Annotated in this window: 14 protein-coding genes, 3 tRNA genes and 1 other annotated feature; of the genes, 3 read left to right on the top strand and 14 right to left on the bottom strand. The window is 58.6% G+C overall.

Features of this window, described 5'->3' with window-relative positions; translation table 11 throughout:
• Positions 1-3 precede the first annotated feature (3 nt).
• From ACFER_RS04650 to pheS, 5 genes are all read right to left on the bottom strand, one after another.
• Positions 4-77, bottom strand: a tRNA-Trp gene (locus tag ACFER_RS04650).
• A 1-nt stretch (position 78) separates the two neighbouring features.
• Positions 79-153 (bottom strand) — tRNA-Gly (locus ACFER_RS04645).
• A 2-nt stretch (positions 154-155) separates the two neighbouring features.
• A tRNA-Asp gene (locus tag ACFER_RS04640) sits at positions 156-232 on the bottom strand.
• Positions 233-369: 137 nt separating this feature from the next.
• The gene (gene pheT / locus ACFER_RS04635; protein WP_012938261.1) at positions 370-2808 is read right to left on the bottom strand and encodes a phenylalanine--tRNA ligase subunit beta; all 2439 of its coding nucleotides are present in this window, start codon (positions 2806-2808) and stop codon (positions 370-372) included.
• Between the two features lie 17 nt (positions 2809-2825).
• Positions 2826-3848, bottom strand: a complete 1023-nt coding sequence (pheS, locus tag ACFER_RS04630) for a phenylalanine--tRNA ligase subunit alpha (RefSeq protein WP_012938260.1) — start codon at positions 3846-3848, stop codon at positions 2826-2828.
• 36 nt (positions 3849-3884) lie between these two features.
• Positions 3885-4079 (bottom strand) — a binding site (T-box leader).
• 92 nt (positions 4080-4171) lie between these two features.
• Between pheS and ACFER_RS04625 the strand changes: the two genes are divergently transcribed.
• Positions 4172-5188, top strand: coding sequence for a hypothetical protein (locus ACFER_RS04625; protein WP_012938259.1), 1017 nt, complete (start codon positions 4172-4174; stop codon positions 5186-5188).
• Positions 5189-5270: 82 nt separating this feature from the next.
• Here the strand turns inward: ACFER_RS04625 and ACFER_RS04620 are convergent, their stop codons facing one another.
• The 3 genes from ACFER_RS04620 to ACFER_RS04610 form a co-directional block, all read right to left on the bottom strand.
• Positions 5271-6911 carry an ABC transporter ATP-binding protein gene (locus ACFER_RS04620; protein ID WP_012938258.1) on the bottom strand — a complete coding sequence of 547 codons (1641 nt, stop codon included), beginning with the start codon at positions 6909-6911 and terminating at the stop codon, positions 5271-5273.
• The gene (locus ACFER_RS04615) at positions 6901-8661 is read right to left on the bottom strand and encodes an ABC transporter ATP-binding protein (RefSeq protein WP_012938257.1); all 1761 of its coding nucleotides are present in this window, start codon (positions 8659-8661) and stop codon (positions 6901-6903) included. The genes ACFER_RS04620 and ACFER_RS04615 overlap by 11 nt, the downstream gene beginning before the upstream one ends.
• Before the next feature lie 268 nt (positions 8662-8929).
• Positions 8930-9241, bottom strand: coding sequence for a hypothetical protein (locus ACFER_RS04610; protein WP_148213923.1), 312 nt, complete (start codon positions 9239-9241; stop codon positions 8930-8932).
• A gap of 204 nt (positions 9242-9445) precedes the next feature.
• Between ACFER_RS04610 and ACFER_RS04605 the strand changes: the two genes are divergently transcribed.
• Positions 9446-10126, top strand: a complete 681-nt coding sequence (locus ACFER_RS04605; RefSeq protein ID WP_041666151.1) for a DUF2249 domain-containing protein — start codon at positions 9446-9448, stop codon at positions 10124-10126.
• 32 nt (positions 10127-10158) lie between these two features.
• On the opposite strand, the gene ACFER_RS04600 is transcribed toward ACFER_RS04605, so the two are convergent.
• Both ACFER_RS04600 and ACFER_RS04595 read right to left on the bottom strand, forming a co-directional pair.
• Positions 10159-11040, bottom strand: a complete 882-nt coding sequence (locus ACFER_RS04600) for a serine hydrolase (RefSeq protein ID WP_012938255.1) — start codon at positions 11038-11040, stop codon at positions 10159-10161.
• Positions 11037-11765 carry an N-acetylmuramoyl-L-alanine amidase gene (locus ACFER_RS04595; RefSeq protein ID WP_012938254.1) on the bottom strand — a complete coding sequence of 243 codons (729 nt, stop codon included), beginning with the start codon at positions 11763-11765 and terminating at the stop codon, positions 11037-11039. Before ACFER_RS04595 ends, ACFER_RS04600 begins: the two co-directional genes overlap by 4 nt.
• Positions 11766-11905: 140 nt before the next feature.
• Here ACFER_RS04595 and ACFER_RS04590 point away from each other — a divergent pair, with 140 nt between their 5' ends.
• Positions 11906-12451: a flavodoxin family protein gene (locus tag ACFER_RS04590; protein ID WP_012938253.1), complete on the top strand. Its 546-nt coding sequence runs from the start codon at positions 11906-11908 to the stop codon at positions 12449-12451.
• A gap of 36 nt (positions 12452-12487) precedes the next feature.
• Here the strand turns inward: ACFER_RS04590 and ACFER_RS04585 are convergent, their stop codons facing one another.
• The 4 genes from ACFER_RS04585 to ACFER_RS04570 form a co-directional block, all read right to left on the bottom strand.
• Positions 12488-14398: a heavy metal translocating P-type ATPase gene (locus tag ACFER_RS04585; protein ID WP_012938252.1), complete on the bottom strand. Its 1911-nt coding sequence runs from the start codon at positions 14396-14398 to the stop codon at positions 12488-12490.
• 35 nt (positions 14399-14433) lie between these two features.
• Positions 14434-14652, bottom strand: coding sequence for a cation transporter (locus ACFER_RS04580; protein WP_012938251.1), 219 nt, complete (start codon positions 14650-14652; stop codon positions 14434-14436).
• A 147-nt stretch (positions 14653-14799) separates the two neighbouring features.
• Positions 14800-16881, bottom strand: a complete 2082-nt coding sequence (gene feoB, locus ACFER_RS04575; RefSeq protein ID WP_012938250.1) for a ferrous iron transport protein B — start codon at positions 16879-16881, stop codon at positions 14800-14802.
• On the bottom strand, positions 16874-17110 hold the full coding sequence (locus ACFER_RS04570) for a FeoA family protein (protein WP_012938249.1): 237 nt from the start codon (positions 17108-17110) through the stop codon (positions 16874-16876). The genes feoB and ACFER_RS04570 overlap by 8 nt, the downstream gene beginning before the upstream one ends.
• Between the last annotated feature and the right edge of the window lie 212 nt (positions 17111-17322).

The raw sequence follows: 17322 nt of genomic DNA, 5'->3' as shown, positions 1-17322 counted from the left end.
CACTGGCAGGAGTACTAGGATTCGAACCCAGATCGACGGTTTTGGAGACCGTTGCTCTACCATTGAACTATACTCCTATGGAGCGGAAAACGAGATTCGAACTCGCGACCCCCACCTTGGCAAGGTGATGCTCTACCACTGAGCTACTTCCGCATTGGCGACCCAGGACGGACTCGAACCGACGATCTCCGCCGTGACAGGGCGGCATTCTAACCAACTGAACTACTGGGCCGTTGTCGCTTTGCTTTCCAGCGCCGCTGACTTGTTTAGTATACGATAGATAGGGATTTTTGTCAACAGTTTTTTTGAAAAAAGTGGTCAACGGTCAGCTGACCGTTGACCGAGGGTGTGTTTTTTTCACACCCCTTTTTACTCTCTCAATTCCCCTTCGAACCGTTCCTGGACTTTCTTCACCACCTGGTTGATGATGTCGTTGATTTCCTTGTCCTGGAGGGTCCGGGTAATATCCTGGAAGGTCAGGCTGAAGGCCACGCTCTTGCACCCGGCTTTCACCTGCTTGCCGCTGTACACGTCGAACAGCCGCACATCCTTCAGCAGCGGGCCGGCCTGGGTGCGGATTTCCGCCATCAGGTCAACGGCGCTGACGGTCTGGGGCACCACCACGGCAATATCCCGGCTGGTGCTGGGGAACTGGGGAATATGGGTGAACTGGGGAATCCGTTCCGCCCCCTCCACGAAGCTGCTCAGATCCAGTTCCAGCACGAAGGTTTCCCCGCTGAGGCCGAACCGGTCCTGCACCTGGGGATGGAGGGCCCCCATGAAGCCCACGGCCTTCCCGTCATGGAGCACGGTGCAGCTCTTGCCGGGATGGAGGAACTTCTCTTCCGGTTTGGCGTAAGTCACGCCGCTGGCCTGGAGCACTTCCAGCACCAGTTCCAGGTCCCCTTTCAGGTCGAAGAAGTCCACCGCGTCCTTGCTTTCGGTCCAGTTCAGTTCATTCCGTTTGCCGGACAGCACCACACACAGACGGGTCTTTTCCGCAGGCTGTTCTGTCAGGGGCAGAGCCTTGGGCAGGAACACCCGGCCCACTTCGAACAGGGCCACCCGGTCGTTCTGCCGGGCCAGGTTGTAGGCGGCGGTATTCAGCAGGCTGGGCACCAGGGTGGTGCGCATGGTGCGGAAATCGTCGCTGATGGGGTTGATGATCTGGATGGCCTGCCGGCGGCTGTCGTCGGCACCCAGTCCCAGTTTGTCAAAGTCCCCGGCGTTGATGAAGGTGTAGGTCATCACTTCGTCCAGACCCGCATCCGCCAGGCAGTTCCGTACCTTGTCCTTCACGTCCTCGATGGGAGCCTGGCCGCCCCGGGCCATATCCAGCTGGGGCAGGGTGGACGGGATCTTGTCGTAGCCGTACATCCGGGCCACTTCTTCAGACAGGTCCGCATCGCAGGTGCAGTCGTTCCGCCAGGTGGGCACGGTGACCAGCCAGCTTCCGTCGGCCTGGGGTTCCACATCGAACCGGAGCCCTTCCAGGATGGAGCGCATCTCTGCATCGGTGATTTCTTCCGTGCCGATCCGCCGGCGCAGGGCTTCCGGCAGGGCCTTGATCTTCACCGGTTCCTGGGGTACCGGGTAGTCTTCCACCACACCGGCCACGGCCTTGCAGGCGCCCATTTCTTCCAGCAGGTGCACAGCCCGGTTCAGGGCATCGTGGTCCCGGATGGTGTCCACCCCCCGTTCGAACCGCTGGGAAGCTTCACTGCGCAGGCCCAGGTCCTTGGAGGTGTGCCGGATGCTGGGGCCGTAGAAGGTGGCGGATTCCAGCATCACGTTCACGGTCTTGCCGGTGACTTCCGTAGCCAGGCCGCCCATGACGCCCCCCAGACCAATGGCTTTTTCCGGGTCGGCGATGACGATCATGTTGGGATTCAGGTCCCGTTTCTGGCCGTCCAGGGTCACCAGGGTCTCCCCTTCCTGGGCCCGGCGGACGATCCAGGTGTGGTCCGCCACCGTGTCATAGTCGTAGGCATGCATGGGCTGGCCCAGTTCCATCATCACATAGTTGGTCACGTCCACCACATTGTTGATGGGACGGATGTTCACGGCTCGGAGCAGTTTCTGCATCCATTCAGGAGATTCCGTCACCTGGATATCCTTCACCATCCGCATGGCGAACCGGGTGCACAGGTCTTTGCACTGGATTTCCACCTTGGCGCAGTCGGCTGCGCTGCCGGCCGCTTCGTCCCGGGTGGCCAGTTTGGGCAGACGCAGGCTTTGTCCCAGCACCGCGGCAGTTTCCCGGGCCAGGCCCAGCATGTTGAAGCAGTCGCTGCGGTTGGCGGTCAGGTCGATATCCAGCACCACATCATCCAGCCCCAGCAGTTCCTTCACGTCCACCCCGATGGGAGTGTTTTCCGGCAGGATGAAGATCCCGTCCCGCTGTTCCGGCAGCAGCAGTTTGGCATCGATGCCCAGTTCCCCGGCGCTGCACAGCATGCCGTTGGAATCCAGGCCCCGCATCTTGGCGGCCTTCAGGGTCATGCCGCCGGGCAGATGGGAGCCCACCACGGCCACCGGTACCATATCCCCCTGATGCACGTTCTGGGCCCCGGTGAGGATCTGGACCAGTTCCCCCTGCCCCAGGTCCATCTGGCAGATCCACAGATGGTCAGAATTGGGATGCCGTTCGATCTGGGCCACCTTCCCGGTGATGACCCCTTCCAGGCCTTCGCCCAGATGGATTACCTGTTCCACTTCCAGGCCCACCCGGGTCAGTTTGTCCGCCAGCACTTCCGGCGTTACGGGAATATCCACATATTGTTTCAACCAATTAATAGAAGCTAACATTGTCCTTTGCCTCCCACTCAGAATTGACGGATGAACCGCAGGTCATTTTCGAAGAACAGACGGAGATCGTCGATGCCGTACCGCAGCATGGCAATCCGTTCCACGCCCATCCCGAAGGCAAAGCCCTTCATTTTGTCCGGATCGTAGCCGCTCATCCGCAGCACGTTGGGATGCACCATCCCGGCCCCCAGGATTTCCAGCCAGCCGGAGTTCTTGCACACCCGGCAGCCCTTGCCCCCGCACATGACGCAGCTGATATCCACTTCGCAGGAGGGTTCCGTGAAGGGGAAGAAGCTGGGCCGCAGCCGGATCTTCACGCTGTCCCCGAACATCTCCTTGCAGAACAGTTCCAGGGTCCCTTTCAGGTCCGCCAGGGAAATATCCTTGTCCACCACCAGGCCTTCCACCTGATGGAACATGGGAGAATGGGTGGCATCGTAGTCGTTCCGGTACACGGTGCCCGGGCAGATCATCCGGATGGGGGTGTTGGGTTCCCGGCTCTGCATGGTACGGGCCTGTACCCCGGAAGTCTGGGTCCGGAGCAGGATGTCATCGGTGATGTAGAAGGTATCCTGCATATCCCGGGCCGGATGGTCCTTGGGCAGGTTCAGGGCTTCAAAGTTGAAATAGTCCGTTTCGATTTCCGGGCCTTCCACCACTTCGAACCCCATGCGCATGAACACTTTCTTGATGTCCCGCAGGGTCTGGGTCACCGGATGGAGATGGCCCAGGGCCGGTTTCCGTCCCGGCAGGGTGAAATCCAGGGTTTCACTGGCCAGTTTTTCTTCCATCTGATGGGCTTCCAGCAGCTTCATCTGTTCGTTGATCCGCTGTTCCATCTTGGCCCGGACTTCGTTGACCATTTTGCCGATCTTCGGCCGTTCTTCCGCCGCCACGTCTCCCAGGCTCCGGAGAATGGAGGTCAGGGCCCCCTTCTTGCCCAGGTACTGGACCCGGATGTTCTTCAGATCTTCCACACTTTTGACTTGACTGAGATCCTTCTGGATCTTCTCCCGCAGTTCCTGCAGTTTATCGCTCATGTTCACGCCTCCTAAAAAAATAGAACCTCCGTCCCCACAAGGGGCGAAGGTTCGCGGTACCACCCTATTTTTTCACTCATCTGGCCGATAACGGGGCCGGCGCCGGACCTACTCCGTTCAGTCCGGTTGCTCCCAGGTGAACTTCCCCGTTTCTTTCCGTATGGGGCTCCCACCTGCTCCCCACTCTCTGTGACCTCCGGAAATGAGTACTCTCCTGTTCATGGCAAGGTATGGAATTGAATGGAACTATTATAGCACAGTTGAAGGAAGGGGGCAAGGGCTGTATAATAGAATACAAACTGCAATGAATCGGAGGAAGAATCATGGAAGAACTGGAATCCATCCTGAAATCCATCCGGGAGAACCTGACCGGGAACTCCCAGAAAGACATCAAATATCTGCAGGGCTGCATGGAGCTGTACCGGGACCATCCCCTGCACCGGGAAATCATCCGGGCCTGCACCCAGCTGCTGTACAAGCTGATGCCGGAAGAGAGCCGGCAACATTTTGCGGATATGTTCAGCCACGCCTTTGAAAAATTCCGGGCCGATCTGGCGGAAGCCCAGAAACTCACCGGCGCCGGGGATTATGACAAGGCACGGGCCATCCTCACCCCCCATATCCGGGAGGCGGAGCATTCCGCCCTGTTCCAGCCGGATTCGGAAGTGGAATTCCGTTCCTTTGCGGAGCCTATGGAAATGGTGCTGTACCAGCAGTTTTACCAGCCCAGAAAGGCCGTCCAGCAGGCTCCTTTCCCCTTCCATCTGCTCTACCTGCTGCTGGGCGAACTGGAACTGGCCCAGGGCCAGACCAAAGCGGCCCGGAAAGCCCTGGAAAAGGGACTCCGCTGGGATCCCACCAGTGCCCCGGTGCGGTTCTGCTATCTGTCTGTGCTCCGGGAAGAAAAGGACTGGGACGGTTTCGGACGGGTGAACCGGGATGCCTTCCGGCAGGCTTTCCGCCCTGCCGACCTGGCCCGGTGCTACCGGAACGAAGGGGAACGGCTGCTCCACAAGGGCAACTGGCAGGGTGCCCGGTACGCCTTCCTGCTGAGCCTGAACTACGGGGAGGAAGGGGCCGTAAAGGGCCAGCTGGAAACCATCGCCCAGAAGCTGGGAGATGAACTGGCGCCGGCCACCCGGGAAGAACTCACCGCCTTCACCCAGAAGGAAGACATCCCCCTGGGCCCCAATCCGGAAGTGCTCCGGCTGGCCGCCGGCGGAGCCCAGGCCTGCCACAAGGCGGGCAGAGAACAGGAAGCGGACTATTACCTGGATGTGATCCGTCCCTTCCTGTCGGAAAAGGATATGGAAGAACTGAAGAAGAAGTTGGGATATTGAAAAAAAGGGGCTGTGAAAAAATGATTTCTCATTTTTTCACAGCCCCTTTGCCGGTCACTGGTCACTGGCCGTTGACAACCAATCACCCCATCCTCACGATCCTCTGCCCTGCCATCATCCGGGAGAACCGGTGGGAGATGCTGAGCACCGTGCGGCCCCGGGCGGCCCGTTCCAGGGCTTCCAGCACCCGGGCTTCCGTCTGGCTGTCCAGGTTGGCGGTGATTTCGTCCAGAAGGAGCAGCCGGGGTTCCCTGGCCACCGCCCGGGCAATGTTCAGCAGCTGGAGTTCTCCCTGGGAGAACAGTTCGTCCCCCATGGGGGTTTCCTTCCCCTGGGGCATCCGGTCCACGGTTTCCTTCAGTCCCACCAGGGCCAGGGCCCGGTCCACCTGTTCCGGAGTCACCGAACCGTCCCCCAGGGTCACCTGGTCCGCCACCGTTCCGGGAACAATGGAAAACTCCTGTTCCACACAGCCGTACAGACTGCGTTTCTCCCCTTCCGGGATGGTCCCGGCCCGGTGTCCCAAAAGAGCCACATTTCCCTGCCAGGGACTGTACATCCCCAGCAGCAGCTTGAACAGGGTGCTTTTCCCGCAGCCGCTGGGCCCCATGAGGATGGCCTGTTCCCCGGGTTCCAGGCTGCAGGAAAAGTCCCGGAGGATGGGCCGGGCCGGATCGTACCCGAAAGTCACATGGGAAAAAGCCACCGCCTTTTGCCGCAGTTCTTCCGGCAGGGGACTGGCGGAAACCGGTTCCCGTTCCGGTTCATCCAGGAATTCCCCGATGTGCTGGATCCCGGCCATGGCGCTCTGGATGCTCTGGATTTCCATGCCGATGCTTTCCAGGGGACCGAAGATCTTCCCCACATAAGCGATCACCGCCACGGCAGACCCAACGGAAAGACCGAACAGATCCGCCCAGGCAGGCCCCTGGGAGGCTCCCACCATGATCACCGCCACCACTGCCGCCTGGGTCACCAGGATGATGGGAGAATAGATCCCGTCGAACACATTGGCCCGGTTGATGGCCCGGAAGCTGTCGGTGATCAGGGAATCGTACCGGTCTTCCATATACGGTTCCTTCCCCAGGGTGTGGATGGTCCGGATGTTTCGGATGGTCTCCGGCACATGGCTGTTCACCCGTCCGATGGCCCGCCGGTTTTCCCGCTGGGCCGCCAGGGTCCCCCGCTGGAAATGCCGGGTGAGCATAAACAGCAGGGGCAGCACCAGGCACAGGATGGCGAACAGGCCCCGGCTCCGGCTCCACAGGATCCCCAAAATCCCCAGCAGTTTGCAGGCGTCCGCCAGCATCCCCACGATTCCGTCAGAATACAGAGCATCGATGGTGTCCCCGTCGTTGACGAACACTGAAGCGGTCTGACCGCTGGGATGGCCGGTAAAGTACCGGGCCGGCAGCCGGTCCAGCTTGGCGCACAGGGTGGACCGGAGCCCGTGGGTCACCTTCTGGCCGAACAGGGTGATGGCCCCGTTCTGGGCTGTTTCACAGCAGTCCGACAGGACGATGAGCCCGATGTAGAGAGCCCACAGCTGCCAGGGGATCCCTCGGCCTTCCGTCAGGCTGTCCACCGCTTTTTCCAGTACCAGGGGCGGCAGCAGGGAGGTGGTCACCGAAAGGACCACCAGGACGGCCACCAGGGCCCAGGTCCGGGGATGGGCCTGGAGGGTGCCTTTGACACTTTTCCATACAGGATTCTCATTGTTCATCCAGATCCACTCCTTCCTGCTGGAGCTGCACCAGTCGGGCATAGCCGGGCTCTTCCTGCAGCAGCTGGTCATGGGTACCGAACTTTCCCCGGCCCTTTTCCAGGAACAATACCCCGGTAAATTCCGGAAAATGGGTGAGCCGATGGGAAATCAGCAGGATCACCCGGTCCGGAAAGGTCTTTCTCATGGCATCCAGGATCTTCGTCTCCCCCTTCCGGTCCACCGCCGCAAAGGGATCGTCCAGCACCAGGATGGACCGGGCATGGGCCAGGGTCCGGGCCAGGGCAATCCGGGCCTGCTGACCCCCGGAAAGCCGGGTGCCGCCGCTGCCCACCGGGGTATCCGCTCCCTGGGGCATGGCGGCCACTTCCCCTGCCAGGTTGGTCATGGCCAGGAATTTTTCCACCTCCACCGGGTCTCCCATCCGGATGTTTTCTCCGATGGAGGTGGTCAGCAGTTCCGGATCGTGGCCCAGATAGGAAATCAGGCTCCGGCGCTGCAGCCCGTCCAGGGCGGAAAAATCCCGTCCATTGCACCGGATGGAGCCGGTCCAGGGCACCTCATCCAGGAACACCTTCCCCAAAAGGCTCTTCCCGCAGGCCACCGGGCCCGTAATGCCGATGATATCCCCGGGACGGGCGGTAAAGGAAATCCCTTCCAGGCCATTCTCCTGGCCCGGATAATGGCAGGACAGATCCCGGATTTCCAGGGTCACCGGTTCCACCGGACCCAGGAGCTGTTCCTCCTGTTCCGGTGCCGCCTGCCGGAGCAGGGGTTTGATCCGCTGCCAGGAAACCTGGGCCTTCTGGACCGCATTGAACAACTTGGCCGCATGGCTGGTCTTCACCGCCAGTTTGGTGAAGCAGGCCAGGAAGGTGGTGAAGCTGGCGATGTTCCACACTTCCCAGCCGGTGCCCTGGACGTTTTTCGCCCCGAACCAGAAGATCATCCCGGTGCCGGCCATGGCAATGGCGTCATACAAAGGCCCCAGGGCCCCTTCGAAGATATTGGCCCGGGCACTGGCCTTTTCGTAGGCGGTGAGCTGGGTTTCGTAAGCGGCATCCCGACGGCTTTCCTGGCCGTAGATCCGGTAGGTCAGGGCGTGGCTCACCCGGTCCAGGGTCAGGGTGTTCAGCCGGGCTTCCGTGGCCTTGTAAACCCCATTGGCCCGGGCCACCTGTTTCTTCAGCCGGTTGGCGATCCAGTAGGCCGCCGGAGTGAACAGACAGGCCAGCAGGGTCAGCCGCCAGTCATAGGCCAGCAGCAGGGACAGGTACACCACCATCACCACCCCGGTATCGAACACCTCCGTGGTGAATTTCCGCATCCCTTCCGCACAGGCGTCCACGTCCCCCATGGCCTTGGTCATCAGGTTCCCCAGGTTTTCCTGCTGGAGGGCATGGGCGTCCAGCCGCACCAGGCTGTGGTAGAGGGTATGGCGCATGGTCCGGCTCACCCGGTTGGCAAAGAGCCGCACACTGTACCGCTTCCCCGCCCGGGCCAGCTGGACCAGGAAGATCACTCCCACATAGAGCGCCGCCAGACGGGCCATGTCCCCGGCAGTGGCTTCCCCCTGGTAAATGTCGTAGAGGCACTGGGCCAGCTGGCCTTCGAAATAGGGCCCGGCTCCCATGCCCAGGTTGTAGAGGATGCCGGTGACCGTTACCACCAGCAGCACGGCCTTTTCCTGTCCGAAATAGGAAGGGATCCGGTCCGGCCGCCCCACCTCCCGGATTCTGCCTTCAAACATAAAAAACCGCCCCCCGTGCTGTATTGTCTATCCATAGTATACAGTACAGGAGAGCGAAAAAAGTTAAACTTTTTGAAAATAGAGGGAGAAAGAAGGCAGACCGACGAACCTGCAGGTCCATCGTTCATCGTTCATCGTTGGTCGTTAAGGAAATCAATTTTGCAAATTGATTTTGAAATAAAAAAGAAAGACCGTAGGGGCGCAGGCCCGGCGCCCCGCACAACACATGGTCAACGGCTGATTTGGCGGGCGGCCGGGCCTGCCGCCCCTACAGAAACGATTTATATAACGGTTTCCGTTGTTCAAAGCCAGCTTTGCTGGCTTCCTTCGCCATCCGGGTCAGTCGCATCCCCAGGTCACAGGACTTTTTCAGGTCCTGGGGAAAGACTTCCTCCCTCTGCCGCTTCTTGTCCGCTCCATCAAAAAGGTTCTGCCGGTAACGGGAATAATCATTGTATTGATAGGTATTGCAGCAGTACTGGACTTCGTTGTATCCATAAACCAGGTCCATGGTTTTCCCCCAGGTTCCCAACAGCTCCGGATAATGGAATTTTTCCATATCCTCTTCTTTGCAGTTCATGGCATAGATCAACTTCCCAAATCTTTTTGAGACCCGGCTGGATGCTGTCCCGGACTGTGGACTTTGGGAGAATCTTTCGTCCGTTGTATTGCCAACATACTTGTTTTCCCTGCCATGCTATATTGATTCCAGAAAGACGAAAGAGCCAACCAAAACACCTATGGTGACTGCAGATAACAGAACAAACGAAAGGGGCAAACGGATATGAAAAATATGGAATGGAAAGAGAAAGTTGGCGGCTTCAAAAAAATCGATGTGCGGGGCATTGCGGGCAATTTCCTGGAAGGGCTGAAAAACCAGGCGGCGAAGCTTCCTGTGGGAGAAGGGCTGGAAGTGATCCAATCCTTTGAACCCATTCCCCTCTATGAAGTGATGGAAATGCTGGGCTACGTGCATGATACGGAGAAAAAAGCGGATCACGAATACCACGCGTATTTCTACCGGGCCCAGGCAAAAGGAAACGGAGACGACGCACCGGAACGGCCGGCGGTGATCACCAATTACCCGCTGATCGATGAAAAGCTGGGAGAACTGGCGGTGGAATTCTGGGATATGACCTGGAAAAGCGAAAAACGGTATCTGGCGTACAACATCCGGCTCCTGCTTTCCCTGGCCAATGCGGTGGGTGCCGGACGGATGCGGCAGGCCATGCGGGAATTGCTGAAAGCCTATGCCAATGGCCTGGATTCCAGAGCCCTGGACGATGTGTTCGAACAACTGGCCTGGAACATGGGCATCGGCTTCTTCAGTTCTGAAATCGCCCCGTCCCCCCTGTTCCATGCCTACAAGCTGATCAAGCAGATGGAAAAGCAGGGAAAAGACAGAGCCGAAATCAACCGGATGCTGAAGGAACGTTTCTCAGACAACAAAGGGATGTGCAAATAAAAACGGGGGGTGTGAAAAATTCACACTCCCCGTTATTCCACAAACGCCTGATAGATCTTCTCCGACAATCCGGCCATGGTTTCGTAAGGGGTATAGTTCCGGGTGAAGATCACCAGCACATAGGAGCCTTTGGGGGTATAGACGATGCCCCCGTCGTGGCGCACATCGCTGACTTCTCCGGTTTTGTGAGCCACCACCGTTCCCTGGGGCAGGTCTCCGGGGATGCTGTCGTTGTCGGTCTGCCGTTTGTAAATCTCCAGCATTTCCCGGTCCTGGGCCGGTCCCACACAGTTTCCCCGGTACAGCCGCTTGAACAGCAGGGCCACATCCCGGGTACTGGTCATGTTTTCCCGTCCTTCCTCCATGGCTTTCGTATCCATCATCTTCCGGCGCAGGACGCTGTGGCTGTACCCGTGGCTCTGCAGGTACGAATTGATCCGGTCCATGCCCAGCCGGTCGATGAGCAGGTTGGCGGCGGTATTGTCGCTTTCAGTGATCATCAGGTCCAGGGCTTCCTGGAGGGGGACTTTCGTGCCATAAGGCCGTCCCTGGAGGACCCCTGCCCCGCCCACCACATTTTCCGGGGTGAGGGTGAAGGTTTCCTTCCGGCTCAGGCTGCCGTTCCGGAGATCCTCATAGGCCCTGGCCAGGATGAAGACCTTGATCATGCTGGCAGAAGGCAGGGTGCTGCTGCCCCGATAGAGGCTCTGATTGGTGCCCAGATCCGTGAAATAAACCTGGGCGGGCCCGGCCCCCTGGATGATCTTCCCGATTTTCTGCATCCGGGGGCTCAGGGCGGCTCTGGCAGATGGGGCAGCCGGAGCAGTAGCCCACGCCGTCCGGGGCAGCACCCCTCCGGGCAGCAGCAGAAGGCCTGCCAGCAGCAGGCCAATTCCCTTGTTCCATGGTTTCAAAAGAACTTCACTCCTTCTCCGGCAAGCTGTTCCTTCAGCCCCGCCATAAAACGGGGTCCCGGATCCGTCTTGCCATGATAATAGCCCGGTACATTCTCTTTCCACAAAGACGTATGCCGGGCCTGGTCCTGCTGATAATGGCCCAGCACCCACTGGATGGTGGGATATTTCCCCCGAAGATACCGGATCAAATTCACATTGGCTTCCAGCTGGGCCCGGGTCAGGTCTTCCCGGCCGTCCACTCCGCCCACGTTCTCGATGCCGATGGCGCACCAGTTCAGTCCGATGGCATGGCGGTTCAGCGCCGTTTCCGGGGTCAGCTGCCAGATGGTCCCGTCCCGGTCCACCAGAAAATGAGAAGCCACATTCAGAGTCCCGTTCCGGAGATGGGGATTCTCTTCGTTGTAAAAGTACCGGTACACCCCGTCCCGGGAATCAGATGCGGTCCAGTGGACCACCACCGCCTGGGGCACAATGGTTTCCATCTCCCGGCCATAGTGGATCCGGGCATATTCCCGGATCAGCCGGCGCCGCCGGTCCGTAAAAGCAATGGGCCTGGATTCCATGGCCGGTTTTTCAGGAGACTGTTTTTCCTGTACCGCCGTTCCCTGCCCGGGAGAAACGACTTGGCGGCCCGTTCCCTGGGCACAGCCCCAGGTCCCGCTGCCCAGAGCCAGGATACAGGCCAGCAAAAGGATCTGCCCGGTTCTCTTTTTCCTGTTCATGGTGCTCCCTCCTCACCCATTAAGGATAACACAAGGGAAATAAGGGTGCAAATCCCCCCATTCAAAAAGAGTTCCGGTATTGTTATAATGGATAGTACAATTGATGAGAAAACACGATACAAAGGAGCATTGCCACTGTCATGACGAAAATAATGGTATTGAACGGTTCTTTCCGTCCCCATGGGTTCACCGATTCCCTGATCCGTTCCTTCAAGGCCGGGGCGGAATCCCGGGGCCATGAAGTCACCGTGTTCCCCCTGCGGGCCATGGACATCCACCCCTGTGTGGGCTGTCTCCACGGGGGCAGGGATACGGCCAGGCCCTGCACCCAGTCCGATGACATGGACCGGATCTATGACACCTACCGGGAATCAGACGTGATTGTCTTTGCCACTCTCCTGTTTTTCTGGACCTACAGCGGTCTGCTGAAAAATGCCATGGACCGTCTCTGGGCTCTGGCAGAAGGCAGGGACGACCAGCTGCATGGGAACGGCAAAAGCGGGGCTCTCCTGGTGGCCGTTGGCGGCAGCCATCCCCAGCCCATCCTGGACCATTTTGATTACCTGATGAAACGGCTGGAATGGACCAATCTGGGAAAAGTGGTGCTGACCCATACGGACGACATGGATATGGACCATATCCCCACCAACCAGCAAGCATTCCAACTGGGAGCGGGGGTGGAATAGAGGATTGGGGGCTGTTGCGTGTGCAACAGCCCCCATTTATTTTCTCCCCCCAAACAGACACCGCATGGAATTCAGCACGCAGAGGATCAGGACTCCGGTATCGGCGAAGATGGCGAACCACATGTTGATGAAGCCCAGGGCCCCCAACACCAGGCTGATGCCTTTGATGCCGATGGCGAAAACGATGTTCTGGTACACGATGCCCACGCATTTCCGGGCGATCCGGATGGCTTTGCTGATTTTCAGGGGATCATCGTCCATCAGCACCACATCCGCCGCTTCAATGGCCGCATCGCTGCCCAGGGCCCCCATGGCAATCCCCACATCCGCCAGGGACAGCACCGGGGCGTCGTTGATCCCGTCCCCCACAAAGGCCACTTTCTCCTTGGGCTCTTTCCGGCGGATCAGCTCTTCCACCTGTTCCACCTTTCCCTGGGGCAGCAGCTCGCTGTGGACTTCATCGATGCCCAGCTCTTTGGCCACCGCTTCTGCCGTCCGTTTCTCATCCCCGGTGAGCATGATCACCTTCTTTACCCCGTTGGCTTTCAGGGTCCGGACGGCTTCCACGGCATGGTCCTTGATCCGGTCGGCGATCAGGATGTGTCCATGGTATGCCCCGTCGATGGCCACATGGACCAGGGTCCCCACCATATGGCAGTTCACATAGGGAATGTGGAGCATTTCCATGAGTTTGGCGTTCCCGGCGGCCACGGTATGGCCGTCCACCCGGGCCACCACCCCTTTGCCCCCGTATTCCTGGATATCCGTCACCCGGCTCCGGTCGATGGGTTTGCCGTAGGCCTGCTGGAGGCTTTTGCTGATGGGATGGCTGGAGGCACATTCCGCCAGGGCCGCCATTTCCAGCACTTTTTTTTCTTCCAGTTTGTTGTGATGGACGGCGGAAACTTCAAACACCCCCTGGGTCAGGGTCCCGGTCTTGTCCATCACCACATAGGCCGTATGGGCCAGGGTTTCCATATAGTTGGATCCCTTGATCAGGATCCCCCGCCGGCTGGCGCCCCCGATCCCCGCAAAGAAGCTGAGAGGAATGGACAGCACCAGGGCGCAGGGACAGCTGACCACCAAAAACAGCAGGCTCCGGTACAGCCACATGTGCCACAGAGGCGCCATGCCCAGGGCCATCCGCACCAGAGGAGGCAGCAGGAACAGGGCCAGTGCCGCGCTGCATACCGCCGGGGTATAGACCCGGGCGAATTTGGTGATGAACACTTCAGATTTTGCTTTCCGGGAGCTGGCGTCTTCCACCAGATCCAGTATCCTGGATACGGTGGATTCCCCGAACTCTTTGGTGGTCTCTATGGTCAGCACCCCGCTGAGGTTGATGCAGCCGCTGATCACTTCATCCCCGGGGGCCGCTTCCCGGGGCAGGCTTTCCCCGGTGAGAGCCGCCGTATCCAGACTGGACCGGCCTTCCACCACCCGGCCGTCAATGGGGACTTTTTCCCCGGGCTGGACGATGATCCGGGTGCCGATGGCCACATCATCCGGATCCACCCGGACCAGTTTCCCGTCCCGCTCCACATTGGCATAATCCGGCCGGATATCCATCAGTTCGCTGATGTTCCGGCGGCTTTTGTCCACGGCATAGTCTTCGAACAGTTCCCCCACCTGGTAGAACAGCATGACGGCCACCGCTTCCGCATAGTCCCCGTTCTGGTAGATGCCCAGACCGAAGGCCCCCAGGCTGGCCACCGCCATCAGGAAGTTCTCATCCAGCACCTGACCCTTCCGGATATTTTTCGCCGCCTTCAGCAGGATGTCCCAGGCCACGGTCAGATAGGCCGCCAGATAGGGCAACAGGTGGAGAAAGCGGTATTCCAGGGTCACCCCTTCCCCGCTCCAGGCATCCGGCAGAAAGGCCCCGGCCACCGTCAGCACAAAGGCGGCGGCGATCCGGCCGATCATAATTTTATTTTCCTGTTCCATGGTCCCATCCCCTCCGGTATCCATTCAGCCATTCTTTAACAGTAAATCTTGAAATCGTCATCCAGTTTGGCCACAGCCGCCTGGCAGCGGCCCATGACTTCCGCCGGATCCGCCCCCTCTGCAAAGGTCACCTTCAGCTTCAGCAACATGAAGTTCAGCACCGCATCCTGGACTCCCGGAGTGGCCTTCACCGCTTCTTCCATCTTGGCCGCACAGTTGGCACAGTCCACTTCCACTTTATAACTCTTTTTCATGATTCTTCCTCCTTGCTCTCGCCTAACGATTAAATAATCGTTTAATTGTTTTTCTGACTTATTTATACCACAAACCGAAAAAATAAGCAAGAGAAAGGGGAATTTTTCTTCTTTCTCTTGCTTATAATTCAATAACTGTTTATTTGTTTACAAAATGCTCAGCAGATGGTAGGCCACAAAGGTAACGATCCAGGCCGTTGCCAGCTGGAAGAAGGCTTCAAAAGCCGTCCATTTCCAGCTGCCGCTTTCCTTGTGGATGGTAGCCAGGGCCGCCGCACAGGGCACGTACAGCAGGCAGAAGATCATCAGGCAGACTGCGTTGATGCTGGTAAAGCCGATGGATTCCAGGTCGGCGGCAAATTCCGCCATGCCGGCCCCGCTGCTGGCGTTGGTGATGCCAAAGAGTACGGCACAGCTGGATACCACCACTTCCTTGGCGGAAATCCCGGCCAGAAGAGCCAGACAGATCTGCCAGAAGCCCAGGCCGATGGGCCGGAACACCGGCACCAGCACATGGCCCATAATGGCGCCGAAGCTTTCTCCTGCATCGGTGGTGTAGCCGCTGGGGCCGAAGTTCAGCAGGAACCAGATCAGGATGGTGGCCACGAAAATGGTGGTCCCGGCCTTTTCCAGGTAACTCTTCACCTTTTCCCACATGTAAATGCCCACAGTATGCATATCCGGCAGCTTGTATTCCGGCAGCTCGATGAGCAGGAAGTCTTCCGTCTGGCGGTGCTGGGCCTTTTCAATGCCATGGAGCACCAGAGCCACCAGGATGGCCACCAAAAGGCCGATCAGGTACATGGAATAGGCCACTACCATGGCATGGCTGCCGAAGAACATCTCTGCAAACAGGATATAGATGGTGAGCCGGGCGTTGCAGCTCATAAAAGGCGTCACCAGCATCACCTTGTACCGGTCCCGCTTGTGTTCCAGGGCACGGGATGCCATCACAGCCGGCACCGTGCACCCAAAGCCCAGGAGCATGGGGATGAAGGCCTTCCCCGACAGCCCCAGACGGCTCATCACGTCTTCCATTACATAGGCCACCCGGGCCATATACCCGGAATCTTCCAGGAAACCCAGGGTCAAAAACAGGATCAGGATATTGGGCAGGAAGGTGACAATGGTCCCCACGCCCCCCAGGACCCCGTCGATGATCAGGGATTTCAGGGCATCGCTGACGGACCAGGCGGTGAGCAGCCCTTCCAGTCCGTCTCCGAACCAGCCGATGAAGTCTTCCATATACCCCTTCAGCCAGTCCCCTACGGTAAAGGTCAGGAAGAACACCACCGCCATGATCAGCAGGAACACGGGGATCCCCCAGAACCGGTCCGTCAGCACCTTGTCCAGCCGGTCCGTCAGCTTGTCGCTTTCTTCCTTGTGGAGCAGCACTTCGTGGATGATTTCTTCAATGAAATCATATTTTTCCCGGATGATCCGGGTTTCGTAGTTCTGGTCCAGGATATCCGGCCGGTCCACCGGGTGTTTTTTCAGCACTTCCTGGTCCTGTTCCAGCAGCTTGATGGCATGCCACCGAGGATTGATGATGTCCGGATATTTATCTTCCAGTTCCGCAATCAATTGGTCGATCCGGTCTTCGATGGGGTCGGAATAGACCATGGCGTACATTTTGTGGTCCAGCCGATGGGCCCCTACTGCCTTGTGGTCGTGGATCAGAGGGTCCGTGTGTTTGGCGTCCCGGTGATGGATGGCCGCATGGAGCAGCACATCCAGCCCCCGGCGCTTCCGGGCGGAAACGGGGATCACCGGGATCCCCAGCATTTCCGGCAGCCGGTGCAGGTCGATTTCCATCCCCCGTTTTTCCACGATATCCATCATGTTCAGGGCCATGACCACCGGCTTTCCCAGTTCCAGCAGCTGGAGGGTCAGGTACAGGCTCCGTTCCAGGGCGGAGGCATCCACCACGTTGATGATTACGTCCACTTCATCGCTGAGGATGAAGTCCCGGGACACGATTTCTTCCATGGTATAGGAAGTGAGGCTGTAGGTGCCGGGCAGGTCCACCAGATGAATGTTCATGTTGTGGCGCCGGATGGCCCCTTCCACCTTCTCCACCGTTACTCCGGGCCAGTTGGCCACCTTCAGGTTGGCGCCGGTAAAGGCGTTGAACAGGGTGGTCTTCCCGCAGTTGGGGTTGCCGATGAAGCCGATGGTGAGATTTTTTGCATCGTGGAGATGCTTTTCAGGCTGCTGCATGTCAGTCATGGTCCACCTCCACTTTGTCCACCGTAATATTCCGGGTCATATTGAAGCCCAAAGCAAACCGGGTGCCCCGGAGCAGGATCACCATAATGCCCTTTCCCTTCCGGTTCAGCACATGAATCCGGGTCCCCAGGGTCATCCCCAGGGCCTGGAGCCGCCGTTCGATCTGGAACGGCAGTTCGATTTTGGCAACGACTGCAGATTCCCCGATCCGCAAATCTTTTAAAAGCATAAATCCAAATTCCCCCTGTAAGTAAATTCAAGCGTGAAGAAAAGCTGCCGCCGGGGCGACAGCCTGTGGTTCTTACGTGAGACTAACCGCATTTGTAATTATAATCAATTCAGGAGGGATTGTCCACTGAATGAAGGAAGCCAAATGCCCCGGCCTTGATTTGCCCCTGCAATTGTTATCGGGTTTCCGGCGGGGACGGTGTTCTGGCGGGG

This window comes from Acidaminococcus fermentans DSM 20731, from assembly GCF_000025305.1.
Lineage (GTDB): Bacteria > Bacillota > Negativicutes > Acidaminococcales > Acidaminococcaceae > Acidaminococcus > Acidaminococcus fermentans.
Note: the sequence above shows the minus strand (reverse complement) of the source record. Positions and strands in the feature narration are given on the sequence as shown.